The 25,946-nt window shown below is 61.4% G+C and carries 17 protein-coding genes; 7 read left to right on the top strand and 10 right to left on the bottom strand.

From position 1 onward, the window contains the following. Positions 1 to 45: 45 nt before the first annotated feature. On the bottom strand, positions 46 to 921 hold the full coding sequence (pdxY, locus tag EFB14_RS28555; protein WP_126829918.1) for a pyridoxal kinase PdxY: 876 nt from the start codon (positions 919 to 921) through the stop codon (positions 46 to 48). 273 nt (positions 922 to 1,194) lie between these two features. Here pdxY and EFB14_RS28545 point away from each other — a divergent pair, with 273 nt between their 5' ends. Both EFB14_RS28545 and EFB14_RS28540 read left to right on the top strand, forming a co-directional pair. Further along, entirely contained in the window at positions 1,195 to 5,970 is a 4,776-nt protein-coding gene (locus tag EFB14_RS28545) for an NAD-glutamate dehydrogenase (protein WP_126829916.1), read from the top strand. A gap of 23 nt (positions 5,971 to 5,993) precedes the next feature. Further along, positions 5,994 to 7,382 (top strand): MFS transporter, encoded by a 1,389-nt coding sequence (locus tag EFB14_RS28540; RefSeq protein WP_126829914.1) that lies wholly within the window; start codon positions 5,994 to 5,996, stop codon positions 7,380 to 7,382. Between the two features lie 46 nt (positions 7,383 to 7,428). On the opposite strand, the gene purH is transcribed toward EFB14_RS28540, so the two are convergent. From purH to htpX, 4 genes are all read right to left on the bottom strand, one after another. Next, complete coding sequence (purH, locus tag EFB14_RS28535) at positions 7,429 to 9,045, bottom strand: bifunctional phosphoribosylaminoimidazolecarboxamide formyltransferase/IMP cyclohydrolase (protein WP_126829912.1); 1,617 nt, start codon at positions 9,043 to 9,045, stop codon at positions 7,429 to 7,431. Positions 9,046 to 9,253: 208 nt separating this feature from the next. Continuing rightward, the gene (locus tag EFB14_RS28530) at positions 9,254 to 10,927 is read right to left on the bottom strand and encodes a heparinase II/III family protein (RefSeq protein ID WP_126829910.1); all 1,674 of its coding nucleotides are present in this window, start codon (positions 10,925 to 10,927) and stop codon (positions 9,254 to 9,256) included. A gap of 213 nt (positions 10,928 to 11,140) precedes the next feature. Next, a complete protein-coding gene (locus EFB14_RS28525) occupies positions 11,141 to 12,529 on the bottom strand; it encodes an RsmB/NOP family class I SAM-dependent RNA methyltransferase (protein WP_126829908.1) in 1,389 nt (462 codons plus the stop codon). Beyond that, positions 12,520 to 13,476 (bottom strand): zinc metalloprotease HtpX, encoded by a 957-nt coding sequence (htpX, locus tag EFB14_RS28520; RefSeq protein ID WP_126829906.1) that lies wholly within the window; start codon positions 13,474 to 13,476, stop codon positions 12,520 to 12,522. The genes EFB14_RS28525 and htpX overlap by 10 nt, the downstream gene beginning before the upstream one ends. Before the next feature lie 111 nt (positions 13,477 to 13,587). On the opposite strand from htpX, the gene EFB14_RS28515 reads away from it, so the two are divergent. Beyond that, complete coding sequence (locus tag EFB14_RS28515; protein ID WP_126829904.1) at positions 13,588 to 13,812, top strand: DUF1674 domain-containing protein; 225 nt, start codon at positions 13,588 to 13,590, stop codon at positions 13,810 to 13,812. Between the two features lie 90 nt (positions 13,813 to 13,902). Here the strand turns inward: EFB14_RS28515 and acs are convergent, their stop codons facing one another. Beyond that, positions 13,903 to 15,858 (bottom strand): acetate--CoA ligase, encoded by a 1,956-nt coding sequence (acs, locus tag EFB14_RS28510; RefSeq protein ID WP_126829902.1) that lies wholly within the window; start codon positions 15,856 to 15,858, stop codon positions 13,903 to 13,905. 229 nt (positions 15,859 to 16,087) lie between these two features. On the opposite strand from acs, the gene EFB14_RS28505 reads away from it, so the two are divergent. Continuing rightward, on the top strand, positions 16,088 to 16,795 hold the full coding sequence (locus tag EFB14_RS28505) for a DUF1013 domain-containing protein (RefSeq protein ID WP_126829900.1): 708 nt from the start codon (positions 16,088 to 16,090) through the stop codon (positions 16,793 to 16,795). Between the two features lie 76 nt (positions 16,796 to 16,871). Here the strand turns inward: EFB14_RS28505 and EFB14_RS28500 are convergent, their stop codons facing one another. The 3 genes from EFB14_RS28500 to EFB14_RS28490 form a co-directional block, all read right to left on the bottom strand. Then, positions 16,872 to 17,807 carry a flagellin N-terminal helical domain-containing protein gene (locus tag EFB14_RS28500; protein ID WP_126829898.1) on the bottom strand — a complete coding sequence of 312 codons (936 nt, stop codon included), beginning with the start codon at positions 17,805 to 17,807 and terminating at the stop codon, positions 16,872 to 16,874. A 153-nt stretch (positions 17,808 to 17,960) separates the two neighbouring features. Beyond that, entirely contained in the window at positions 17,961 to 19,871 is a 1,911-nt protein-coding gene (locus tag EFB14_RS28495) for a propionyl-CoA synthetase (protein WP_126829896.1), read from the bottom strand. A gap of 139 nt (positions 19,872 to 20,010) precedes the next feature. Beyond that, positions 20,011 to 20,670 carry a YggS family pyridoxal phosphate-dependent enzyme gene (locus EFB14_RS28490; RefSeq protein ID WP_126829894.1) on the bottom strand — a complete coding sequence of 220 codons (660 nt, stop codon included), beginning with the start codon at positions 20,668 to 20,670 and terminating at the stop codon, positions 20,011 to 20,013. Positions 20,671 to 20,871: 201 nt separating this feature from the next. Between EFB14_RS28490 and leuS the strand changes: the two genes are divergently transcribed. From leuS to holA, 3 genes are read left to right on the top strand one after another with little or no spacing between them, the layout of a single operon-like run. Further along, positions 20,872 to 23,502 carry a leucine--tRNA ligase gene (gene leuS, locus EFB14_RS28485; RefSeq protein WP_126829892.1) on the top strand — a complete coding sequence of 877 codons (2,631 nt, stop codon included), beginning with the start codon at positions 20,872 to 20,874 and terminating at the stop codon, positions 23,500 to 23,502. Next, positions 23,492 to 24,013, top strand: a complete 522-nt coding sequence (locus EFB14_RS28480) for an LPS assembly lipoprotein LptE (RefSeq protein WP_126829890.1) — start codon at positions 23,492 to 23,494, stop codon at positions 24,011 to 24,013. Before leuS ends, EFB14_RS28480 begins: the two co-directional genes overlap by 11 nt. Positions 24,014 to 24,022: 9 nt before the next feature. Next, a complete protein-coding gene (gene holA, locus EFB14_RS28475) occupies positions 24,023 to 25,060 on the top strand; it encodes a DNA polymerase III subunit delta (protein ID WP_126829888.1) in 1,038 nt (345 codons plus the stop codon). Here the strand turns inward: holA and EFB14_RS28470 are convergent, their stop codons facing one another. Further along, complete coding sequence (locus EFB14_RS28470; protein ID WP_126829886.1) at positions 25,061 to 25,942, bottom strand: ParB/RepB/Spo0J family partition protein; 882 nt, start codon at positions 25,940 to 25,942, stop codon at positions 25,061 to 25,063. Positions 25,943 to 25,946: the final 4 nt, after the last annotated feature.

The following is a 25,946-nucleotide window of genomic DNA, read 5'->3' as shown; positions in this document are numbered from 1 at the left end:
CAAGATCAACTGTTGCACTGCAAAATGCATGCATCGGCAAATGCGTCATTTTTTCCGTCGCTGCGCCGGGTGCACAAGCCGGCGCATCTGCACCATGGCCATTGGCGTCGAGAGACTGGAAGCATCGCTTGCCAACATCAACTCATTGCTGCCGCGTTTGACGGCGCGCGCAAGCACCTCGAAGACGCTGGCGGTGGCAAGCTGCAGCGCCTTTTCGTCCTCGAGACCGGACAGCAGGCGCGACAGGAAGACGGCGGCGAGCAGGTCGCCAAGACCGTTCGGCGGGTTTTCGACGACGCGGTGCTCGGCGAGAAGCGCGTGACGGCCTGAAAGATAAAGATTGCCGGTACCACCCGCCATCATCGGCACGGCCGAAGTAACGAGCATGCGCGATGGCCCGAGCGCCAGCGCCGCCTCCATGATCGCGCTGTTGTCTTCGAGCGCCGCACCCGAAAGCCAGGCGAGCTCGTAGCGGTTCGGCGTCGCGAGCGAGGCGAGTGGGATGAGATGGTCGCGAATGGCCTCGGCGGTCGTTTGCGGCACGTAGAGGCCGCCGAGATCGCCCATGACCGGATCGCAGACATAAAGCAATTCAGGATTGTCTTGTCTGAGCGCACCGATCAGCCGGGCGACGGAGCGCGCCTGGGCGGCATTGCCGAAATAGCCGGACAGCACCGCCTTGACTTCGCCGATCCACGGCGCGCGGATCAGATCGTCGATCGCCGCGTCGAAATCGGATTCCGCAAAGGTCAGCCGCGTCGAGCGGCCATGGCCGGGATGCCAGGGCAGCACGACGGTCGGGAGCGCCCAGACCGGATGACCGAGCGTCTCCAGCGCAAAGACGGCCGCCCGGTTTCCGACCGAGCCGCGCACCACATGGCTTGAGATGACGAGGACTGCGCCCGCTGCATTTTCCGACATGATATCAAGGTCCGAATGATGATGGCGTTTGATGATCTTTTTGACGCCACGCTGTCAACCATTCTTCACGCGAGCATGGAAATGTGTGGCGAAACGAAATGCCGGAAGAGGACCTTCCATTCGTTTTGGCCATAAAAGCGGAAAATCTTCAAAAATTTCTCATTTTCAACGTCAAAAAGTATCAAAACGATCCTGCAAGCCTCTATTTTAGAGATTTTTTCGAGGAATCTTCTGATAGCTTGCAGAAAATCAGATCATCGCGGGAGGCGATTCATGGCTGCCAGAAACAATCCGAAACGAGAAAAGCAGATCGAGAGCGCGCGTAAGATCGCCAAGGCGACAAGCGAGGCCCATCTCGATCCGGAAATTCTCTTCGGTCGGGCCAGCAATGACGATCTCGAACTCTATACGCCTGAGATGCTGGCGCTCACCGCCGTGCATTCGGCCAAGGAACTCGCCGCCTGGAACGGCAAGGCGCCGCGCGTCAGCATCGACACCATTGCCGATGTCACGCCTGACGGCACCGCCGTCTCGGTGCTTTCGGTCACCGACAGAAACATGCCTTTCCTCTATGAATCGGTCATGGGTGAGGTGACGAGCACCTACCGCGACCTGTTCATGGCCGTGCATCCCATCCTGGTAATCGAAAAGAGCAAGGCACCCGCGCTTTATTCCGCCGATCATCCGAGCGATCCGGCCGCGCGCGTCAGCCATATCCAGCTTCATATCGCGCCGCTCAATTCCAGCCAGGCCGCCGATCTCATCAAACGCGTACAGACCGTGCTCGAACAGGTCCGCCTGTCGGTCTCCGACTGGAAGCCGATGCTTGCCAAACTCGATGGCGTGATCGCCGAGCTTGCGGCCAATGGCGCCGGCCGCAGGAAGGCCGAACACGCCGAGGCGATCGCCTTCCTGAGCTGGCTGCGCGATGAGAATTTCACCTTCCTCGGCATGCGCGAATATGTCTATTCCGGCAAGGGCGCCGACGCCAAGGTCGAGCGTGACAAGGGCGCTGGCCTCGGTATCCTCTCCAACCCCGACGTCCTCGTGCTGCGCACCGGCAAGGACGCCGTGACGACGACGCCCGAGATTCTCGCCTTCCTCGACGGCCCGGACTTCCTCATCGTCACCAAGGCGAACGTGAAATCGATCGTCCATCGCCGCGCCTATATGGATTATGTCGGCGTCAAGCGCTTCGATGCCGACGGCAACGTCACCGGCGAGCTGCGTATCGTCGGTCTTTTCACCTCGACGGCCTATACGTCGCTCGCCTCCGAGATCCCGCTGCTGCGTTCCAAGATCGAGAAGGTGAAGGAGCATTTCGGCTTCGACCCGATGAGCCATTCCGGTCGCATGCTCGACAACACGCTGGAATCCTATCCGCGCGACGATCTCTTTCAGATCGACACGACCTTGCTTGCGAGCTTTGCCGAACAGATCAACGATCTGGCCGACCGGCCACGCGTGCGCGCCCTGCCGCGCATCGACCATTTCGACCGCTTTGTCTCGGTGATCGTCTACGTGCCGCGCGAGGAGTATGACTCGATCGTGCGCGAGCGGATCGGCACCTATCTGAAGACCGTCTATGACGGCCGTGTCTCCGCCTATTACCCGGCTTTCCCGGAAGGCGGCGTGGCGCGCGTGCATTTCATCATCGGCCGCTCCGGCGGCAAGACGCCGCGCATTCCGCAGGCGAAGCTGGAGCAGACGATCCGGGAAATCACCGCACGTTGGGACGATCGTTTCGAGGCGCTGGCCGGACCCAAGGCGCCGAAACTATCGGTCGATCAAGCCTTTCAGGATTCCTTCACGCCGGAAGAGACCGTGGCCGACCTCGCCGATATCGGCGCTTGCGCGGCCGACGAGCCGCTTCGCATCCAGTTCTATCATCGCGAGGAAGAGCAGGGCCGAACCCTGTCGCTGAAGATCTTCCACGCCGGCGGCCAGCTGGCGCTATCGCGCCGCGTGCCGCTTCTGGAAAACCTCGGTTTCAACGTCGTCAGCGAACGCACCTTCGACATCGGAGTGCCGGTGGCCGATGGAGAAACTAAATTCGTCGTGCTGCACGATATGGAACTCGAGGCCCGCAACGGCGGCGAAATCGACCTGCAGCGTTACGGCGCCGCCCTTGAGGAAGCTTTCGTCGCCGCCTTTGCCGGTACGATCGATAATGACAGCTTCAACCGGCTGATCCTGTCGGCCGGGCTTTCGGCGCGTGAAGCCAACGTGCTGCGCGCCTATGCGCGTTATCTCCGCCAGGCCGGCATTGCCTATTCGCAGGATTATATCGCAACGACGCTCGACAAATATCCTGCGATCGCCGCCGCCATATTCCGTCTCTTCCATGACACGCTCGACACCAGGCTTTCGGAAAAGGTCCGCTTGAAGAAGCTTTCCGAGCTGCACCAGACGATCGAAGCCGCGCTCGCCGACGTCCCGAGCCTCGACGACGACCGTATCCTGCGCCGCTACGTCAATGTAGTCGATGCGACGCTGCGCACCAATTATTTCCAGAAGAACGCCGACGGTTCGCCGAAGCCGATGCTTGCCTTCAAGCTCGATCCGAACCTGGTCGACGGACTGCCGGAGCCGAAACCCTTCCGCGAAATGTTCGTCTATGGCGTCGAAGTCGAAGGCGTGCATCTGCGCTTCGGCAAGGTGGCGCGCGGCGGCCTGCGCTGGTCTGATCGGGCCGAAGATTACCGCACGGAGGTGCTCGGCCTCGTTAAGGCCCAGCAGGTGAAGAATGCCGTTATCGTGCCGGTCGGTGCCAAGGGCGGCTTCTACCCGAAGAAGCTTCCCGTCGGTGGCAGCCGTGACGAGATCTTCAATGCCGGCCGCGAAGCCTACAAGACTTATATCCGCACCCTACTTTCGATCACCGACAACATATCCGGCGCCGGTATCGTGCCGCCGAAGGATACGGTCAGGCTCGACGGCGACGACCCCTATTTTGTCGTTGCCGCCGACAAGGGCACGGCAACCTTCTCCGACACCGCCAACGCCCTGGCGCAGGAGGCCGGCTTCTGGCTGGACGACGCCTTTGCCTCCGGCGGCTCGGCCGGTTACGACCACAAGAAGATGGGCATCACCGCCCGCGGCGCTTGGGAAACGGTGAAACGCCATTTCCGCGAAATGGACATCGACATCCAGACGACACCCTTCACCGTCGCCGGCGTCGGCGACATGTCGGGCGACGTCTTCGGCAACGGCATGCTGCTCTCTCCCAAGATCCGCCTCATTGCCGCCTTCGATCACCGCGACATCATCATCGATCCCGATCCTGATATGGAAAAGACGCTTGCCGAACGGCAGCGCCTCTTTAACCTGCCTCGCTCGAGCTGGCAGGATTTTGACAAGAGCGTGCTTTCAAAAGGCGCGATGATCATTTCCCGCTCGGCGAAATCGGTCACGCTGACGCCGGAAGCGGTTGCCGCGATCGGCATCGACAAATCAGTCGCCACACCCTTCGAGATCATAACGGCGATCCTGAAGAGCCCGGTCGACCTGCTTTGGTTCGGCGGCATCGGCACCTATGTGAAGGCTCCCTCCGAAACCGACGCCGAAGTCGGCGACCGCGCCAACGACCCGATCCGCATTACCGCGACGGAGGTCGGCGCCAAGGTGATCGGCGAGGGTGCAAACCTCGGCGTCACCCAGAAGGGCCGCATCGCCTATGGTCTCAACGGCGGACGCTGCAATTCCGACGCCATCGACAACTCGGCCGGCGTCAACACTTCGGACGTCGAGGTCAACATCAAGATCGCGCTGGCGGCCGCCATGCATGACGGGCGCCTGACGCGGGCAAAACGCGACCAGCTTCTTTCGTCGATGACCGACGAAGTGGCGATCCTCGTGCTGCGCAACAATTACCTGCAGTCGCTGGCCATCTCGCTGACAGCGCGCAAAGGCACAGCAAACGGCCTGGAGCTTGCGCGCTTCATGACCGTTCTCGAAGGCGCCAAACAGCTGAACCGCAAGGTCGAAACGCTGCCGGACGACGCGACGCTCGCCGAGCGCTATGCCGCCGGCAAGCCGCTGACCCGGCCGGAAATCGGCGTGCTGGTGTCCTATGCCAAGATCGTGCTCTTCGATGCGCTGGCCGCAAGCGATCTGCCTGACGATCCCTATTTCACCACGACGCTTTCGAATTATTTCCCCGTGAAGATGCAGAAGTCGAACGCCGGCGATATCGCCGGCCACCGCCTGAAGCGCGAAATCGTCGCAACCGTTCTCGCCAACGAGGCGATCAACCGTGGCGGGCCGAGCTTCACCGTCGCCATGATGGACGCAACGGCGGCTTCGGCGCCGGAAGTCGTGCGCGCGGCGATCGTCGCCCGCGACGGTTTCGACCTGACCCGGCTCTGGGCCGAAACGGACGCCCTCGACGGCAAGGTTTCCGGCGAGATGCAGAACCGCATCTACGAGGAGATCAGCCACAGCTTTATCGTACTGACGCGCCTGCTGCTGAAGACCGGCATGACCAAGGCCGATATGGCTGAGGTGATTAGCCGGCTGCAGGCAGCTCTGAAGAAGCTGAAGCCTGCCTTTGCCGAGCAGGCGGCGGCCGATGCCGCTGCCCGCCAGGCGGAATACAGCCAGGCGGGGGTGCCCGAAAAGCTCGCTGCCGAGATCGCCAGCCTGCCGAGCTTCGCCCTGGTGCCGGAGATCATGCAGATCGCCGAGCGCACCGGCGAGCCCCTGGTGCGCGCCGCCGAAAACTATTTCGCGGTGTCGCAGACCTTCCGCATCGGCAGGCTGCTGGCGGCAGGCGGACGGATCCTCACCTCCGACCATTACGAGAACCTGGCGCTTGCCCGCAGCATCGACCAGATCGCCAGCGCCAGACGCGATATCGTCATCTCGGCCCTGTCCGACCATGGCAAGGAGAAGCTGCCCGTACAGGCCTGGCATGCCCAGGATCGCATCCGCATCAACCGCATCCTCGAGGAGCTTTCGAGCCTCAGCGACGGCGGCGATCCCAATCTTGCGCGCATTACCGTTGCCGCAGGCATTCTGACCGATCTTGCGCGCGACCGGGTGAGGTGAGACAGTCCGCGAAAAAGGAGCGGATGTTGAATCGCATTGACTGGACAGGAACGCAGCCGCCAAAGGCCACGGAGAAGGGCATCTGGGGGTGGATGTTCTTCGACTGGGCGGCCCAGCCCTTTTTCACTGTGGTCACCACCTTCATCTTCGGGCCTTATTTCGTCTCGCGCCTGACCGCCGACCCGGTTTCCGCCCAGACGACGTGGAGCAACATGGCGACGATCTCCTCGGTGATCATCGCCCTGCTCTCGCCCGTTCTCGGCTCGATCGCCGACCAGTCCGGCTCCCGCAAGCCCTGGATCGGTTTCTTCGCCATCATCAAGATCGCGAGCCTTTTCTGCCTGTGGTTCGCAGCGCCCGGCTCGCCGGTTCTCTATCCCGCGATCTTCATGATCCTCGCCTCGATCTCGGCGGAGTTTTCGATCGTCTTCAACGATTCGATGATGCCGCGCCTTGTCCCCAAGGAAGAGATCGGCAAGCTCTCCAACACGGCCTGGGGGCTCGGTTATCTCGGCGGCATGATCGTACTCATATCAGTCGTGACGCTTTTGGCAGCAAGCCCCGAGACCGGCAAGACCATCCTCGGCCTCGATCCGCTTTTCGGCCTCGATCCGCAGGCGGGCGAGGATGCGCGCATCACCGGGCCGATCTCGGCCGTCTGGTATCTGATCTTCATCCTGCCGATGTTCTTCTTCACGCCGGATGTCGGCAGAGGCCTTCCTTTCGGAACCGCCGTCCGCTCCGGCCTGCGGGAACTCAGAAACACGCTCGATGAACTCAAGGAGCGCCGCAGCATCCTGAAATTCCTCATCGCCCGCATGATCTACCAGGACGGCGTCAACGGCCTGCTGATCCTTGGCGGCGTTTTCGCCGCCGGCATGTTTGGCTGGGCGACGATCGAGATCGGCATTTACGGCATCATCCTGAACGTCGTCGCAATCCTCGGCTGCCTGGTCGCCGGCCGCATCGACAAGGGTGTCGGATCGAAGGCGACCGTCGTCATCAGCCTGACCATGCTGCTTCTCGCTACCGTCGGCATCATTTCGACAGGACCGGGTTACACGCTCTTCGGCCTGATGCCGCTGCCGACGGCGGATTCCGGCGGCTTATTCGGCACCGCGGCGGAGAAGGCCTATATTCTTTACGGCCTGCTGATCGGGCTCGCCTTCGGGCCGGTGCAGGCGTCGTCGCGCTCCTATCTTGCCCGCAGCGTCAGCGTGGAGGAAGCCGGCCGCTATTTCGGCATCTACGCGCTTTCTGGGCGCGCCACGAGTTTCATGGCGACGCTGTTCTTCTCGCTGGTGACCTATATGAGCGGATCGCCGCGCCTCGGAATGGCAACGCTGATCCTGTTCCTCGCCAGCGGACTGGTGCTCCTGATCCGCACGCCCTATCCAGCCGATCGGGCATAGGGATAAGCCCTGCCCGGGCCGGATAACGCGGGTGGCCTGCGCCCGATCAGTGCCGGAAATGGCGCATGCCGGTGAAGACCATCGCCACCCCATGTTCGTTGGCGGCATCGATGACCTCCTGGTCGCGCATCGAGCCGCCCGGCTGGATGACCGCCGTGGCTCCTGCTGCAATCATCGACAGAAGACCGTCGGCAAAAGGCAGAAAGGCTTCGGAGGCAACCGCCGAACCACGCGTCATTGGGACCATAAGGCCGAGCGCCTTGGCGGCCTCTTCAGCCTTCAGAGCCGCGATGCGGGCGGAATCGACCCGGCTCATCTGACCGGCGCCGATGCCGGCGGTCTGGCCGTCCTTGGCATAGACCACGGCATTCGATTTCACATGCTTGCCGACCTTGAAGGCAAACTTCATGTCATCAAGCTCCTGCGCCGTCGGCGCGCGCTTGGTGACGACCTTGAGCTCCAGATCCTCGACCATGCCGTTGTCACGGCTCTGCACAAGCAGGCCGCCGGAAACGGTCTTGGCTGTCAAACCTGCGATGCGCGGATCCGGCAGGCCGCCAGCAGACAGCAGCCGCAGGTTCGGCTTGCGGGCGACGATTGCCTTTGCCTCCTCGGTCACATCAGGTGCGATGATCACCTCGGTGAAGAGCTTGACGATCTCCTCGGCCGTTTCGGCATCGAGCGTCCGGTTCAGCGCGATGATGCCCCCGAAGGCCGAAACGGAATCGCAGGCGAGGGCCCGCCGATAGGCTTCGACCAGGCTCGATCCGGTAGCGACACCGCAGGGGTTGGCATGCTTGATGATGGCGCAGGCCGGAGCCTTCTCCGGCAGGAACTCGGCGACGAGCTCATAAGCAGCGTCGGTATCGTTGATATTGTTGTAGGAGAGCTGCTTGCCCTGGAGAAGGGCGGCCGTCGAAACGCCCGGCCGCTTCTCGCCGGTCAGGTAGAAGGCCGCCTTCTGGTGCGGGTTTTCACCGTAGCGCATCTCTTCCTTCAGCACGCCGCCGATGACGCGATGGCGCGGCGTGTCGATCGACAGCGCCTCGGCAAACCAGTTGGAAATCACAGCGTCATAGGCAGCGGTGCGGGCATAGGCCTTGGCGGCCATACGCTGGCGGAAGGTATAGACGGTCTTGCCGGCATCCGCAGAAAGCTGCTCCAGGAACTCGGCATAGTCAGCCGGATCAGTCAGGATCGTCACATAGGCATGATTCTTGGCCGACGCGCGGATCATTGCCGGGCCGCCGATGTCGATATTCTCGACGGTCGTCGGATAATCGCCGCCGGCCGCGCGCACTTCTTCGAAAGGATAAAGGTTGATGACGGCGAGGTCGATCGCCTCGATGCCATGCTTCTTCATCGCCTCCTGGTGCTCGCCATCGTCGCGAATCGCCAGAAGACCGCCATGCACGGTCGGATGCAGCGTCTTGACGCGCCCGTCCATGATTTCGGGAAAGCCGGTGATCTCAGAGACATCGGTGACGGCAAGGCCGGCAGCCGCGATCGCCTTGTAGGTGCCGCCGGTCGACAGCAGCCGCACGCCTCTTGCGGACAATGTGCGGGCGAGCTCGACAATTCCGGTCTTGTCGAAGACGGAGAGGAGCGCGGTCTTGATTTCGACCTTGTCGGGGGCGGGGATCTTCTTGGAAATGACGGCCATGAAACCTTCTCCGTTCGGGCTTCGGGAGACATCCGCAAAAGGACGTCCGCATGCTGGCGCCGCGTTAGCACAGCTTTGCCGCCGCGCAAACAGGTGTGAAGGGACGATGCCGAAAACCGTGCGTGGCTTTCGGGCGTCATTATACTCCATTTCATTGATTTAAAATGTGGATTCAGATTGTGGCCGGCCGACCTAAAATCATCCGTATCTAGCCCCTGCGGGACAGGAACCAACGGATTTCCGTCTTCTCCGCGAGATCGAAGTCGATCTCGATCTGGTCCGAACCGCAAATGCCGGAGCTGTCGGCAAAGAAGATGTCCTCGGTAATCAGCACTTCATTGCCGGGCGCGGAAAACAACCAGCTTTCACCGTCCGGCGCCGTCAGCATCACCGATTCCCCGTCACTCTGATGCAGGGCGATCGAGGGATGGATATGAAAACGGGCGACAGCCTTCAGGGGCTCGTCACTTTCATATCCTTCCCGGACGACGAGCCGATCACGGCCCGTCACGATCGAGCCTGCCGCATTGAGGGTCAGCTCGCGTTCATGCAGCACCCCGAACACCCTGAGATATCCGTCATGGCTGAGCTTGATGCCGTCACGTCCGTCCTCGGTTTCGGCACGCTCGACGGTGACAGTCTTGACCGGCTCGGTGACCGCGTGACCGAGGAAGGGCGAGGGCGAAAAACGGGTGGATGAGGTGTCGTTGAGAATGACGGTCGAATGCGCCGCCGTGGTGCGCGCCATCTGGACATAACGATACCCGGCAAATTTCGGCGAGCCCGAATTGACGATGAAGCGATGGCGGCCGGACGACATCTCGAAAGAGAGGCTGCCGGCATGCGCAGTGCGCCGCGCGCCTCCCGAAGGCGGCGTTCCGGTATCGGCAATGATCACCGTCTTTCCCCCGGCAAGCCGCTGATAGCGCGATTGCGGCAGAGCCTTGAACGGCTGGCCGGCGGTCTCGTCATATCGCAGCACGGACATCAGCTCGTTTGCGAGCGTGGAAGTCGCCCCGTTGAAGAGCGCCAGATCCCCGTCCTGGTGGCGAAAGAACCGTAACGCCGGATACATGCGATCGATGCCGGAGATCAGCTTCTGCGGCAGGTCATGGCCGAGATTGACATAGGTCTGCCTCAGCGGCAGCAGATCGAGCAGCAATTCCAGGCCGACGCGCGGATTGCGCGAGATATGCCCGCCGTCCGGGAGAATCTGGCTATCGAATTCGCGGTCAAGCGCTTGGGCCGCCCGTTTGAGCGTGGATGCGCGGGTCGGCATGGCAACGGAAGCCATGGCGAGCGCGATGCGCAGCCGAAACAGTTCCAGGCCGCCGAGGGTGAACGGCGCCATGCGATGCAGGAACCGGACCTGGAACGCCAGCGATTTCATGAAGCGGCGATAAAATCCGCGATCGGCGTTCTGCAGCACGACAGGCGAATGCGACAGCCAGGCGATGACGCGCTGGGCCGTCACATCGATTTCCCAGGCAATCCCCTCCATGCGGCCGGCGTGGATGGAAAGCCAGCTGTCGACGATCGCCCGGGCGGCGGCCGAGCTGCGCTCCGTCTTGTTCGCCCGCATGTGCCGCAACCAGCCGAAACTATGAAGGCGGGTCGCGAACGGGCGAGAGGGCAGGGTGAAGGTGAAAGGCGATTTCCCGTTGGTTTCGAGCATCCGCCCGGCCAACAGAAAACGTCCGTTGAGGATCTCGTCTGCCACATGCGGATCGATGCTGCGAAGATCGGTCGGCGCGACAATCAGGCGCTCCGGTGCCTTGGTCGAATGACGGAAGAGCTTCAGGCGCAGCAACGCGACGCGGCGCAAGGCGCGCCGCCAAGCCTCCCGAACATACATGCTCGCAAAACGCCGACCGGACTGCATATTCTATTGTCTATTGACCCTCGTGGTTAAGAATAGGTGAAAAGCGGCCGATTTCATCGCCCACAATGAATTAATTCGTGACAACGTTCGAATATACGCAAATTAAACTGTGTCATCCCAAATTCTGCAGGGATTTTGAGAGGCCGCTTACCGACATGAGAATTGGAAGCGACCTGCTGGTGCAGGTTCGCCGCGACGCGCTCTGACCTGCCGTTAAACTGTCCGCCGCAGCACCGCTGCATAAAAGCCATCGAGACCGGAGGCGATGCCGTTGTGCATCTTCAGCATGGTCGGAAGCGTGCGGAATTCGCCAAGCGGCGTGATCGCCGCTTCAAGGCCTGGCCAATCTCCTGCAGAGATCGGAAGGCGCTCGACCCCATGCGTATCGGAGAGAACACGGGCGACGACCTCTTCGCCTTCGGCGGGATCGAGCGAACAATTGGAGAAAACCAGCGTGCCGCCCGGCTTCAGCAATGTCAGCGCATGACGCAGCAACCGTTCCTGCAGCGCCGCCAGCCTGGCGATATCCTCGGGTCCTTTGGTCCAAAGCACGTCCGGATGGCGTCGTGTGGTGCCGGTGGAAGAGCAGGGGGCATCGAGCAGGATCGCATCGAAGCGCTCCGCCGGCTCGAATTTCGTCAGGTCCGCCGCGATCGTCTCCGCCTCGAGGCCGAGCCGGTCGAGATTCGACCGCAACCGCTTCAGCCGGCTTTCCGATTGATCAAGCGCGGTCACCGCGGCGCCGGCAAGGACCAGCTGCGCCGTCTTGCCGCCAGGCGCGGCGCAGAGATCGGCGGCACGTTTGCCGGAGAGATCACCGAAAAGCTTTGCCGGAATGCTGGCCGCAGCGTCCTGCACCCACCACGCTCCCTCGTCGAAGCCTTCGAGTGAGGGAATGCCGCCGTCGAAGGCGGCGAGCCGCACGCCGCCCGTAGGCAGGGCTACGCCGTTCAGCCGTTTCGCCCAGCCTTCGGGATCGGATTTGACGGTCAGGTCGATCGCGGCCGGTTCGAGCTGAGATTCCGAAATTGCCAGCGCCGTCTCCCGACCATAGGCCTTTTCCAGCCTTGCGATGAACCAGGCCGGCATCGGCGCAACCCCGCCGATCTCTTCCAGCACCTTATCCTTCTCGCGGCCGAGACGGCGGAGGATGGCATTGACCAGCTTGGCAAAACGGCGATTGCGCGGATCCTGATTGGCCTGCTCGACGGCAAGATCGACGGCCGAATGATCGGGCACGTCGAGATAAAGGATCTGCGCGGCGCCGATCGCGAGAACATGTTGCAGCGCCCGCGCGCCCTCCGGCAGCGGCGAATCGAGCAGCGAGGCGATTGCCGCGTCGATGCGCGGCAGATGGCGCAGCGTCGTGTTCAGGATGGCGCGGACAAGCGCCCGATCGCCTTCGCCAAGCGCTTTGTAGGCAGGATTGCCGTGTTCATGATCGAGAGCGCCGTCCAGCGGCAGCTTGCGGTCGACGACGGCAGCGAGGATTTTCGCCGCCGCGGCCCGCGCCTGCAGGCCGGGCTTATCGGGCGCCGATCGGGGAGCGGGGGTTTTCTGCTTGCGGAATGGCTTTTTCGTGCCGTCTGAATTCAAGACCACGGACCTTTTGGCGGTTGCGAACCACCGCGACCCGTATTCGGAACAGAGCGCGATTTGCGCGAGGGATTAGCAGCACGGACCGGTCCCGTCGAGACATTCATGCCGCCCTGCGCCATCTCCTGCAGCGCGGCGATGCGGTTTTCCGTGTTTGGATGCGTGGAAAACAGATTGTCCATGCGCTCGCCGGAAAGCGGATTGATGATGAACATATGCGCCGTCGCCGGATTGCGCTCTGCATCCTCGTTCGGCACATGGGACGCGCCACGGGCGATCTTGCCGAGCGCCGAAGCGAGCCAGAGAGGATTGCCGCAGATCTCGGCGCCGCGGCGGTCGGCCGAATATTCGCGCGTGCGGCTGATCGCCATCTGAACCAGCATGGCGGCGAGCGGTGCCACGATCATCGCCACGAGGACGCCGACGAAGCCGAGCGGATTGTTGTTGTTCTCGCGGTTGCCGCCGAAGAAGAAGGCGAAGTTGCCGAGCATCGAGATGGCACCGGCAAGCGTTGCCGTGATCGTCATGGTCAGCGTGTCGCGGTTCTGGATGTGGGCAAGCTCATGCGCCATCACGCCGGCGACTTCCTCGGGAGACAATGCCCTGAGCAGACCTGTCGACGCGGCGACGGCCGCGTTTTCGGGGTTGCGGCCGGTGGCAAAAGCATTCGGCTGCGGGCTGTCGTAGAGATAGATCTTCGGCATCGGCAGGCCGGCATTGCGGGCGAGATCGCGCACGATGCGGAAAAATTCCGGCGCGTTGCGCTCATCGACCTCCTGCGCGCGATAGGCCGAAAGCACCATGCGATCGGAGTTCCAGTAGGAGAAGAAATTCATGCCGGCTGCAATGAGGAATGCAATCATCATGCCGGCCCGGCCGCCGATCAGGAAGCCGACAAACATGAAAAGCGCCGTCATGAAGGCAAGCAACATGGCAGTGCGAACGAGGTTCATTGCGGATCTCCATCTCCGATTTCGGCGTCGCAAGCTTTTAATCGCAGCGCCGGCGCATTATGATTTGGTTATTCACCGGCCATTTTCAATGTTTTCCGGCAGGAGAAACCAATGCAGGAAGCCGACAACGACAACAGCGAAATCCCGGCAGCCGAGGGATCGGAGCCACCGCGCAAGATGCTGTCCCCGGCTGCCAAACGTGCCCTTGCCGAAGCCGAAGAGCGGCGAAGAAACCAGAAGCCCATGGAGCTGGCCCCGGAGATCGGCGGTCGCGGCGGAGCCGAGCCCGCACGCTTCGGCGATTACGAAATCAATGGCCGGGCGATCGATTTCTAAGTCAAGATTAACAACGAAGGCCGACGCAAGCGTCCCCATCCTATACGTGGGAGAGAAATGAGCCGCCCTGGAGAGGAGCGGCTCGATCCGTCAGGCGGTCGCCTTGTTCTGCCGGTTGGCGATCAGATCGTCGACCACGGCCGGATCGGCAAGCGTCGACGTATCGCCAAGCGCGCCGAAATCGTCCTCGGCGATCTTACGCAGGATGCGGCGCATGATCTTGCCGGAGCGGGTCTTCGGCAGGCCGGGCGCGAACTGGATCTTGTCGGGCGCGGCGATCGGGCCGATTTCGGCGCGGACATGTTTCACGAGGTCCTGACGCAGTGTGTCGGAGCCGTCGTGGCCGGCCATCAGCGTCACGTAGCAATAGATGCCCTGGCCCTTGATCGGATGCGGATAGCCAACGACTGCGGCTTCCGAAACGAGGCTGTGCGAGACGAGCGCGGACTCCACTTCCGCCGTGCCGAGCCGGTGGCCCGAGACGTTGAGCACGTCGTCGACGCGGCCGGTGATCCAGTAATAGCCGTCCGCATCGCGCCGGCAGCCGTCGCCGGTGAAATATTTCCCTTTGTAGGTGGAGAAATAGGTCTGGATGAAGCGCTCGTGATCGCCGTAGACCGTGCGCATCTGCCCCGGCCAGCTGTCCGTGATGCAGAGATTGCCGTCGGCAGGGCCTTCGAGCACCTTGCCCTCATTGTCGACAAGTTGCGGCTTGACCCCGAAGAACGGCGTCGTCGCCGAGCCCGGCTTCAGATCGGTAGCACCCGGCAGCGGCGTGATCATGTGACCGCCGGTTTCCGTCTGCCACCAGGTATCGATGACGGGGCAGCGCTTGTCGCCAACGACATTGTAATACCACTCCCACGCCTCCGGATTGATCGGCTCGCCGACCGTGCCGAGCAGACGCAGCGAAGACCGCGAAGACCGCGTGACGAATTCGTCGCCGGCGCCCATCAGCGAGCGGATCGCCGTCGGCGCCGTATAGAAGATGTTGACATTGTGCTTGTCGATGACTTCCCAGAACCGGCCCTGATCCGGGAAATTCGGCACGCCCTCGAACATCAGCGTCGTTGCGCAATTCGCAAGCGGCCCATAGACGATATAGGAGTGGCCGGTGACCCAGCCGACATCGGCCGTGCACCAGTAGACGTCGCCATGATGGTAGTCGAAGACATATTCATGCGTCATCGAGGCGTAGACGAGGTAACCGCCCGTCGTGTGCAGCACGCCCTTCGGCTTGCCGGTCGAGCCTGATGTATAGAGAATGAACAGCGGATCTTCCGCCTTCATCTTCACCGGCGGGCATTCCGCCTTCACGCTGGCGACCTCCTGATGATGCCAGAGATCGCGGCCGGGCGCCCAGCCGGTCTTGCCGCCGGTGCGGCGCACGACCAGAACCTTGTCCACGATCACATGCTGCCGTGCCGCAATATGAATTGCAGTATCGGTATTGTCCTTCAACGGCACCGGCTTGCCGCCGCGCACCCCTTCATCGCAGGTGATGACGAAAGTGGATTCGCAGTCGACGATGCGCCCCGCCAGCGCCTCGGGCGAGAAGCCGCCGAAGACGACCGAATGCACCGCGCCGATGCGGGCGCAGGCGAGCATCGCATAGGCCGCTTCCGGGATCATCGGCATGTAGATGGTAACGCGATCGCCCTTCTTGACGCCGTGCTTCTTCAGGACGTTCGCCATCCGGCAGACATGCTCGTAGAGCTCGTTGTAGGTGATCTTCTTGTCGACATAAGGGTTGTCGCCTTCCCAGATGATCGCCACTTGGTCGCCATTGGTTTTCAGATGGCGGTCGATGCAATTATAGGAGACGTTCGTCTGGCCGTCCTCGAACCACTTGATCGAGACCTTGCCGGTAAAGGACGTATTCTTGACTTTGGTATAGGGCTTGAACCAGTCGATCCGCTTGCCGTGCTTGCCCCAGAACTTGTCCGGGTTCTCGACGCTTTCCTCGTACCATTTCAGGTACTTCTCCTTATCGATCAGGGCACGCGCCTTCACCGGCTTCTGCACCGGATAAATCTTCTCCGACATGGAACTCCTCCTCATGGGACACGCGACGGGCCAAGCGATCTATGAGGCCCGAATTCAAATCAGGGCAATTCATAGCAGGTCGCATCGTCACGGCAATTAGACGAAGGTCATTTGATTTCGGAAGAATTGCAATTCTGCGACAGTACGGTTATATAGCGGCATATTTCCCGGACATTGTGGTGACAATCCACGGACCGCGACCGGCGCGGACGATAGAAGGACTATATCCATGGCTCAAACACTGCTCATGCCGAAGGCGACCGCCATCTGGCTCGTCGACAACACGGCACTGTCTTTCGATCAGATTGCGCAGTTCTGCAAACTGCATCCGCTCGAAGTCAAGGCGATCGCAGACGGTGAAGCGGCGCAGGGCATTAAGGGCCTCGACCCGATCTCGACAGGACAGCTCTCGCGCGACGAGATTGCCCGCGCTGAAGCCAACCCGAACCACAAGCTGAAGCTTTCCGAGCCGAAGGTGCGCGTGCCGGAATCCAAGCGCCGCGGCCCGCGTTATACGCCGGTTTCCAAGCGCCAGGACCGCCCGAACGCCATTCTCTGGCTCGTCCGCAACCATCCGGAACTGAAGGACGCGCAGATTTCCCGCCTCGTCGGCACGACGAAATCGACGATCGAGCAGATCCGCGAGCGCACCCATTGGAATTCCGCCAACCTGGCGCCGATGGATCCGGTCACGCTCGGCCTCTGCAGCCAGATCGATCTCGATATGGAAGTGGAAAAGGCTGCTAAGGGTCGTCCGCTGCCGACCGCTGCCGAGCTCGGCGCGACGCTGCAATCGGCGCAGGAGACCGAACGCCTGACCCCGAGCTACGAGCGCGAAGAGGAAAAAGAAAAGGAAATCGACGCCGACGCCGTCTTCCGCAAGCTGAGCTCGCTTCGCTCGGCCCCGAAGGACGAAGAAGAAGACGATCAGTACTGAGATCTGAGATTTATCAGCTGTCTCATCAAAACCCCGCCGAACCGGCGGGGTTTTTTGTTGGGGTTGCCTGCTCGCGTCAGCTACGGAACAGGGTGAGGATGTTCTGTGCGGAACTGTTGGCGATCGAGAGCGACTGGATGGCGAGCTGCTGCTGTGTCTGCAGCGCTGAAAGCTTGCTCGATTCCTCTTCCATATCGGCATCGACCAGGCGACCGACGCCTGAATCGATCGAATCGTGAAGGCCGCTGACGAAGGTTTCCTGCAGCTGGATGCGGGTCGAGATCGAACCGAGAGCCGAACCGGCCGCAGTCATGGCACCGAAAACCAGCTCGACGCCGGTCAAGGCTCCATCGAGCTGACCTTGGGTGAAAGTGCTGATGTCGAGAGCATAGATCGACGGCATGACAATAGCGACGCCGCCATAGGTTCCGTTGAAGGCCGTACCGATGATACCGCTCGTGGTCTCGATCGCGCCGGTGGACGTCATGCCGAAGAGCACGTTTCCAAGCGTTCCTGAATCCAGCACGTAATCGGTCATCTTGACCGACACGGCATTGCTGCCGTCGCGCACGAAGGACGAGACGACGCTCTTGGTGCCGGAGGCACCAGCGACCCAGTTTTCGCCGGAGAAGGAAGCCGATTGAGCAATGCTGAGCAGCTGCTGCTGTAACTGGCTGACTTCCTGCTGGATCTTCGTCTTGTCGACGCCCTTTTCCGTGGCGGCGACGATCTTTGCCTTGATTTCGCTGACGACATCGATCGCGCTGCTCATGGCCGAATAGGCGGTATCGACCTTGGCCGCGCCGAGGCCGAGGGCATCTGAGACCGCCGAAAGCGCCTTGTTGTCGGAGCGCATGGTCGTTGCAATCGACCAGTAGGCGGCATTGTCGGCTGCTTTTTCGACACGGTAACCGGAGGAAACGCGACCCTGGGTGTCCTTGAGGCTATCGTTTACACCGCGCAAAGTCTGCAGCGCTGCCATGGCAGCGTTGTTCGTGAGGATGCTTGTCATGATCCGTTCCACAATCTGAAAAAGGGGCATTCCGGACTAAGCCGGTAACGGTGACCGCGTCATGCAAAGCCTGCTATGCAAGCTGCCGCCGTTAACGAATCCTTGCGCAACATAGTTAACAATTTCTCAATTAGGCTTATCGAAAGCTTAATTTCACATCGGCAGGGAGCCGAAACCACGCCTGCGCAGCGCCTCGGCGATCTCCTCGAGAATCGCCGGATCGTCAATGGTTGCAGGCATTTTCCAGGGTATGCCGTCGGCAATTTTCTGCATCGTACCGCGCAGGATTTTACCGGAACGCGTTTTCGGCAATCGGTTAACGGTGATGGCCGTTTTGAAGGCGGCGACAGGCCCGATCGATTCGCGAATCATCGCCACGACCTCTGATTCGATCGCCGCCGTTTCACGGGAAACATGTCGTTTCAGCACCAGGAAGCCGCAGGGCGCTTGCCCCTTCAGCGGATCATTCACGCCGATGACCGCGCATTCTGCGACATCGGGATGGCGCGCGCAGACCTCTTCCATCGCTCCCGTGGAAAGCCGATGACCGGCGCAATTGATGATGTCGTCGGTGCGCGACATGATGAAAAGGTAGCCGTCCTCGTCGACATAGCCGGCATCGGCCGTCTTGTAGTAACCGGGAAACTCGTCGAGATAGGCCGACCGGAAACGGTCGTCCGCCTTCCAGAGGGTCGGCAGGCAGCCGGGCGGCAGCGGTAGTTTCACGACGATATTGCCGAGCGTTCCCGCCTCGATCGGATGGCCGGCATCGTCGAGCACCGCAATCTCGTAACCGGGCATCGGCAGCGCCGGCGAACCGTGCCTGACCGGAAGGGCGCCGAGTCCGAGCGGATTTGCGGCGATCGGCCAGCCAGTCTCCGTCTGCCACCAGTGATCGATGACAGGTATGCCGAGCATGCGCTCCGCCCATTTCAGCGTCTCCGGATCCGCCCTTTCACCAGCGAGAAACAGTGCGCGGAAATCCGGCATCGGATATTGGCGTATCAATTCGCCGTCACCGTCCTCCCGCCGGATCGCACGGAAGGCGGTCGGCGCAGTGAAGAGCACGCGCACGTGATATTCCGAAACGACCCGCCAGAACGTGCCTGCATCCGGGGTGCCCACAGGTTTGCCCTCGAAGAGCAGCGTGGTCACGCCTGCAATCAGTGGGGCATAGACGATGTAGGAATGCCCAACGACCCAGCCGATATCCGAAGCCGTCCAGAAGACCTCGCCCGGCTCCAAGCCGTAGATATTCCGCATCGACCAGTTGAGCGCGACCATATGGCCGCCATTGTCGCGCACGACGCCCTTCGGCTGGCCTGTCGTACCGGAGGTATAGAGGATGTAGAGGGGATCGGTCGCCTTCACGGAAACACAGGCGATTTCGGCGCCGCGATGGCGCGCCACTGCCGCCTCGAAATCCTGATCGCGGCCGGCGACGAGATCGGCCCCAAGCTCCGGTCGCTGCAGCACCAGACAGTGTTTCGGTTTCGCCCGCGCGACCTCGATTGCCTGGTCGACCAGCGGCTTGTAGGCGACGATGCGCCCGGGCTCGAGCCCGCAGCTCGCCGTAATTACCAGCTTCGCCTGGCTGTCGTCGATGCGCGCTGCAAGCTCGCTGGCGGCAAAGCCGCCGAAAACAACGGAATGAACCGCGCCGATACGGGCGCAGGCGAGCATGGAAAACACCGCCTGCGGCACCATCGGCATATAGAGGATCACGCGGTCGCCGGTGGCGATGCCGAGCTCGATCAGTGCCGCGGCAATGGCCTTCACTTCACCGAGCACTTCGGCGTACGTGTAACGGCGCTTCTCACCAGTCATGGCACTGTCGAAGATGATCGCCGTCTCGTTGCCCCGCCCTGACGTCACATGCCGGTCCAGGCAATTATGGCAGGTATTGGTCTCGGCCCCTGCGAACCAGCGGCCATAGACGCCATCATCGGGCGAAAATACCCGCTCCGACGGCTTGAACCAGTCGATGCCGGTGGCGGCTTCGCGCCAGAAGGCTTCAGGATCGCGTTTCCAGGCCGCATAGGCCTGATGATAACCGTTCTGCATCTGCTCCTCCCCAGGACAACGCAAACCTCGATATCAATCTAGTGCATGTCGCCCAAAAGTGTGCAGCGGTTTTGGGGCAACGACATGTTGAGGCTTAGAGCGGGAGGAGGAGGACGGGAAGCCCGACCAAAGCAGGGTATCAGCGCGCGCCGAAAATCGCCGATCCGACACGCACGCTGGTGGCGCCGAAGGCGATCGCCGTCTCGTAATCGCCCGACATGCCCATGGAAAGCTTTTCGACGCCGCATTTGCGGGCGAGCTTTCCCAGCAGGGCGAAATGCGGCCCGGGATTTTCCTCGGCCGGCGGAATGCACATCAGCCCGTCGATGGAAAGGCCGAGTTCATCGCGGCAACGGGTAACGAAGGCCGGCACTTCCTCCGGAGCAATGCCTGCCTTCTGCGGTTCGAGCCCGGTATTGACCTGGACATAAAGCCGCGGCGTTTTGCCCTGCCGCTTCATCTCCTCGGCAAGCGCGCGGGCGATCTTTTCCCGGTCCACCGTCTCGATCACATCGAAAAGCGCAACCGCATCCGCCGCCTTGTTCGATTGCAGCGGTCCGATCAGGTGTAGCTCGATATCCGGCTGCTCGGCCTTCAGCTCCGGCCATTTGCCTTGGCTTTCCTGCACCCTGTTTTCGCCGAAGACGCGCTGCCCGGCCTCGATGGCCGGACGGATCGCATCCGCCTCGAACGTCTTCGACACCGCGACGAGATCAACGGAACCTGCCGGACGGCCCGCCTCGCGTTCGCCTGCCGCAATCCGCGACCGTACCTCGTTCAAGCGCTCTTGAAGTTCCATCGTTCCGCCTCGACATACCAGCATGAAAAGATTGGCAATGAACTAACCAGCCATTCTGTGCTTGCCAAGACCTGCCTTCCACGAAATCGCCTGGCCGGCATGCAGATCGAACGCCTGCGGCGCCTGCAAAACTTGACGCTACGGTGGTTTCATGGTGAAGGTCTCGGCCAACTCCCCTGATTTTCCGGAAATACGAATACCATGGCCACCGAACGTTATAATCCGCGCGATGCCGAGCCCCGTTGGCAGCAGAAATGGAACGAAGACAAGGTCTTCGAGACCGACAACGCCGATCCGCGCGAAAAATACTACGTCCTCGAAATGTTCCCCTATCCGTCGGGGCGTATTCACATGGGCCACGTCCGCAACTACGCCATGGGTGATGTCGTCGCCCGCTACAAGCGCGCTCGCGGCTACAACGTGCTGCATCCGATGGGCTGGGACGCTTTCGGCATGCCGGCGGAAAACGCCGCCATGGAGCGCGGCGTGCATCCCGCTTCCTGGACCTACCAGAACATCGGCTCGATGAAGGCGCAGCTGAAGGCCATGGGGCTTTCGCTGGACTGGAGCCGCGAGTTCGCCACCTGCGACGTCGAATATTACCAGCACCAGCAGCATCTCTTCCTGGATTTCCTGGAAAAGGGGTTGGTCTATCGCAAGCAGTCGAAGGTGAACTGGGATCCTGTCGATAACACCGTGCTTGCCAATGAACAGGTGATCGACGGCCGCGGCTGGCGCTCCGGTGCGCTGGTCGAACAGCGCGAACTGACGCAATGGTTCTTCAAGATCACCGATTTCAGCCAAGACCTGCTGGACGCGCTGGATACGCTCGACCAGTGGCCGGAAAAAGTGCGCCTGATGCAGAAGAACTGGATCGGCCGGTCGGAAGGCCTGACGATCCGTTGGGAGATCGTGCCGGAAACGGCACCCGCCGGCGAGACCGAAGTCACGGTCTATACGACCCGGCCGGACACGCTGTTCGGCGCCTCCTTCCTGGCGATTGCTGCCGATCATCCGCTGGCAAAGGATGCCGCCGCGAAGAACCCTGATATCGAAGCCTTCTGCGAGGAGTGCCGCCGCGCCGGCACCTCGCTCGCCGCGCTCGAGACCGCTGAGAAGAAGGGCCTGGATACCGGCATCCGCGTCAGGCATCCGCTCGACCCCTCCTGGGAGCTGCCCGTCTACATCGCCAATTTCGTCCTGATGGACTATGGCACGGGCGCGATCTTCGGCTGCCCCTCCGGCGACCAGCGTGACCTTGATTTTGCACGGAAATACGGCCTGCCGGTCGTGCCGGTCATCATGCCGGCGGATGGTGATGCCGCAAGCTTTGCCGTCGGCGATACCGCCTACGACGGCGAAGGCGTGATGATCAATTCGCGCTTCCTCGATGGCAAGACGACGGAGGAAGCCTTCAATATCGTTGCCGATCGGCTGTCCGCCGCTTCGCTCGGCAACGCGCCGCAGGGCGAACGGAAAGTCAATTTCCGCCTGCGCGACTGGGGTATTTCGCGCCAGCGCTATTGGGGCTGCCCGATCCCGGTCATTCACTGCGATGCTTGCGGCGTCGTGCCGGTGCCGAAGAAGGATCTGCCGGTGAAGCTGCCGGAGGACGTGACCTTCGACCAGCCGGGCAATCCGCTCGACCGTCATCCGACCTGGCGTCACGTCTCCTGCCCGAACTGCGCTAGGGATGCACGCCGCGAGACGGACACGATGGACACTTTCGTCGATTCGAGCTGGTATTTCACTCGCTTTACCGCGCCCTGGGAAGGAAATCCGACAGATCCTGAGGCGGCTAACCGTTGGCTGCCAGTCGACCAGTATATCGGCGGTATCGAGCATGCGATCCTGCATCTGCTCTATTCCCGCTTCTTCACCCGCGCCATGCGCGAGACCGGCCATGTCGCTGCCAGCGAGCCTTTCAAGGGTCTCTTCACGCAAGGCATGGTGGTGCACGAAACCTATAGCCGCGGGGCCGGCGCCGGCCGCGAATGGGTCGCACCCGCCGACATCCGCATCGAGGAACTTGACGGCAAACGCCGCGCCTATCTGCTGACGACGAGCGAAGAAGTCGCCATCGGCTCGATCGAGAAGATGTCGAAATCGAAGAAGAACGTCGTTGATCCCGACGATATCATTGCCTCCTACGGCGCCGATACCGCCCGCTTCTTCGTTCTGTCCGACTCCCCGCCGGAGCGCGACGTCATCTGGTCCGAGGCAGGCGTCGAAGGCGCACATCGTTTCACCCAGCGCCTGTGGCGTCTGATTTCGGAAGCGGCGGAAGCCTTGTCCGCCGTGGCGCCGGCGCCTGCGGGTGACGGGGAAGCGCTCGCGATCTCGCAGGTCGCGCACAAGACCCTGAAGGCTGTCCAGAACGACTACGACAAGCTCTGGTTCAACAAAGCCGTTGCCCGGATCTATGAACTGGTCAACGCACTGGCCGCGCCGCTGACGAAGGTCGCAGCCGGCGAGGGTGATGCCACCTATCGCGCAGCGGTGCGAGAGGCTGCGGAAATCCTCATCCAGCTCGTCGCGCCGATGACCCCGCATCTTGCCGAAGAATGCTGGTCAGTGCTCGGCAATGACGGGCTGCTTGCCCGTACAAGCTGGCCGCGCTACGACGAGACGCTCGTGATGGAAAACGACGTCGTCCTGCCGGTGCAGATCAATGGCAAGAAGCGCGCTGAATTGACAATTTCTCGCGACGCAGATCAGAATGCCGTCACCGACGCCGTGCTGGATCTGGAGGCGGTGAAGAACGCGCTGAACGGGCAGGCACCGAAGAAGATCATCGTGGTTCCCCAAAGGATTGTGAACATTGTCGTCTGATATCGCTTGCAAGCTGGCTCGCAATGCCGGCATCGCCATGATCCTTGCCTCCGCGGCTTTTCTCTCTGCCTGCCAGGTTCGGCCGCTTTACTCCGAAAGCTCCGGCGTCGTTGAGAAGCTTTCCTCTGTCGGCTTTTCCGAAGCGACCAGCCGGGTTGAGCAGCAGGTTCGCAACCGGCTGATCTTCCTTGCGTCGCGCGGTGCCGGCGAAGCGGTAAACCCGCAATATCAGGTCGAGATACGCGCCGCGTCGGCTGTGGCCGATACGCTGCTGGCAAAATCGGGCGATACGTCGAAAGCCGGCCGCGTGACGGTCAATGTCATTTACACGCTGCGCGCCGTGGCCGACAGCCACATCATCAAAGCCGGCAGCCGCCAGGCGACAGCCCTGGTGGATTTCTCCGAACAGGAATTCGCCAAGCAAAGGGCGATCCGCGATGCCGAAAACCGCGCCGCGGATCAGGCGGCGGAATTCGTAGGGGCCGATATCGCCGCTGCCCTCAGCCGCTGAGGGCGGGATGTGGCAGAGATAAAGTCCCACGAATTCGAAAACTTTCTGCAGAAATCGGCGCGGAACTATCGGATCTATGTCATTTACGGCCCGGATCGCGGCCTCGTATCCGAACGTGCGGGATTGCTTGCCGGCAAGACCGGTGTTGCCCTGGATGATCCCTTCTCGCTGACGAAACTCGATGTCGGCGATCTGCAGAAGGATCCCGGACGGCTGGTCGACGAAGCCCAGTCAATCGGTCTGTTCGGTGGCGAAAAGCTAATCTGGATCCGCGGCGCCGCCAACGAGAAATATCTTGTCGATTCGCTGGCGCTGCTGGCCGAAAAGCCGCTCGAAGCCGCCTATCTGATCGTGGAAGCGGGCGATCTCAAGAAGGGTTCTCTGCTTCGCAAGACCGCGGAAGCGGCGCGCTCTGTCATGACGATCCCCTCTTATGCCGATGACAGCCGCGCCCTGAATGGCTTGATCGACGCCGAACTCGGCGCGGAAAAGCGCATTACGCCCGCCGCGCGCCAGGCGCTCGTCGCGTTGATCGGCGGCGATCGCATCGCCTCCCGAAACGAAGTACGCAAGCTTGCGCTTTATTGTCGCGGCTTGGACACGATCGAAGAACATCACGTTACCGAAATAATTGGCGATGCCAGCGCGATCTCTGTCGATGATGCCGTCGATGCGATTTTGAGTGGTGATCTGAATGCTTTTCTGCACGCCATGCAGAAGATCAGTAGCTCAAAGACTGCCATCTTTCTCGTGCTGCAGGCATGCCTGAAGCAGTTCCAGCTCTTGGATACGATGCGCGCCGAGATGGAAGAAAAACGCCTGCAGGCGCCGCAAGTCATGCAGACAATGGGCCGGCATCTGCATTTCCGCCGAAAACCAATCATCGAACAGGCCCTGCGCCAGTGGACCGCGGAAAGCATCGCGCGTGAATCCAATCGTTTGCAGGCCGCAATTCTGCAAAGCCGACGGCGCCAGGTGCTGGAAGACAGCGTTGCGATGCAAACGCTTCTTTCCACCACCCTTCAATCCGCTCGCAAATCGGCCTGATTACCGTCTTTCAAGCAAACGGCAGATCTCTTCGAGCTGCTCCAGGGACTTGTAGGAAATTTTGATCTGGCCGCCGCCTGCCTTGTGGTTGATCGCAACCTCAAGACCGAGCGCATCGGACAGTGTGCGCTCCAAAGCCAGCGTATCGGAATCCTTCTGATCGCGTCGCGCGGCCGGATGCTGCGGCTCCGATTGCGCCTTGATATTGTTTTGGGCAAGCTTTTCCGCGTCGCGCACCGACATGCCCTTCGCAACGATCGTGCGGGCAAGGCTCGCCGGATCAGAGGTCGAAACGAGCGCGCGGGCATGTCCAGCCGACAGACTTCCGGCCGCGAGCAGATCGCGAACCGGATCGGGCAGTTTCAGCAGACGCAATGAGTTGGCGACATGGCTACGGCTTTTGCCGATGATTTCACCGAGGTCGTTCTGGGTATAGCCATACTCCGCGATCAGCTGCTCATACCCCAAAGCTTCTTCGAGAGCGTTGAGGTCCGCTCGCTGGACGTTTTCGACAATGGCGATTTCGAGCGCCGTCTTGTCATCGACATCACGGATAATGACCGGGATCTCGATCAGCCCAGCAAGCTGGGCCGCACGCCAGCGCCGCTCGCCGGCAATGATTTCATACTGATCCCGCGACATTGTCCGCACCACGATCGGCTGGACGATACCGTGCTGGCGAATGGAACTGGCGAGATCATGCAGCTCTGCGTCATCGAAAAAACGACGAGGATTGCGAGGGTTACGGCTGACGAACTCGATCGGAATCATTCTGTCGGCGCTGATAGTCCGCTCGGCCTCTACCGGGACCGGTTGATCCATTTCGCCAATCAGCGCCGCAAGACCGCGGCCCAAGCGTCTTTTCGATACATCGTCATTCATGACC

The organism is Rhizobium fabae, assembly GCF_003985135.1.
Lineage (GTDB): Bacteria > Pseudomonadota > Alphaproteobacteria > Rhizobiales > Rhizobiaceae > Rhizobium > Rhizobium pisi.
This window is presented reverse-complemented; position numbering and strand designations above follow the sequence as displayed.

Excerpts from the sequence above, each read along its gene's own strand:
- pdxY (WP_126829918.1), bottom strand. The coding sequence starts at position 921 with ATGTCGGAAAATGCAGCGGGCGCAGTCCTCGTCATCTCAAGCCATGTG.
- EFB14_RS28545 (WP_126829916.1), top strand. The coding sequence starts at position 1,195 with ATGGCTGCCAGAAACAATCCGAAACGAGAAAAGCAGATCGAGAGCGCG.
- EFB14_RS28540 (WP_126829914.1), top strand. The coding sequence starts at position 5,994 with ATGTTGAATCGCATTGACTGGACAGGAACGCAGCCGCCAAAGGCCACG.
- purH (WP_126829912.1), bottom strand. The coding sequence starts at position 9,045 with ATGGCCGTCATTTCCAAGAAGATCCCCGCCCCCGACAAGGTCGAAATC.
- EFB14_RS28530 (WP_126829910.1), bottom strand. The coding sequence starts at position 10,927 with ATGCAGTCCGGTCGGCGTTTTGCGAGCATGTATGTTCGGGAGGCTTGG.
- htpX (WP_126829906.1), bottom strand. The coding sequence starts at position 13,476 with ATGAACCTCGTTCGCACTGCCATGTTGCTTGCCTTCATGACGGCGCTT.
- EFB14_RS28515 (WP_126829904.1), top strand. The coding sequence starts at position 13,588 with ATGCAGGAAGCCGACAACGACAACAGCGAAATCCCGGCAGCCGAGGGA.
- acs (WP_126829902.1), bottom strand. The coding sequence starts at position 15,858 with ATGTCGGAGAAGATTTATCCGGTGCAGAAGCCGGTGAAGGCGCGTGCC.
- EFB14_RS28505 (WP_126829900.1), top strand. The coding sequence starts at position 16,088 with ATGGCTCAAACACTGCTCATGCCGAAGGCGACCGCCATCTGGCTCGTC.
- EFB14_RS28500 (WP_126829898.1), bottom strand. The coding sequence starts at position 17,807 with ATGACAAGCATCCTCACGAACAACGCTGCCATGGCAGCGCTGCAGACT.
- EFB14_RS28495 (WP_126829896.1), bottom strand. The coding sequence starts at position 19,871 with ATGCAGAACGGTTATCATCAGGCCTATGCGGCCTGGAAACGCGATCCT.
- EFB14_RS28490 (WP_126829894.1), bottom strand. The coding sequence starts at position 20,670 with ATGGAACTTCAAGAGCGCTTGAACGAGGTACGGTCGCGGATTGCGGCA.
- leuS (WP_126829892.1), top strand. The coding sequence starts at position 20,872 with ATGGCCACCGAACGTTATAATCCGCGCGATGCCGAGCCCCGTTGGCAG.
- EFB14_RS28470 (WP_126829886.1), bottom strand. The coding sequence starts at position 25,942 with ATGAATGACGATGTATCGAAAAGACGCTTGGGCCGCGGTCTTGCGGCG.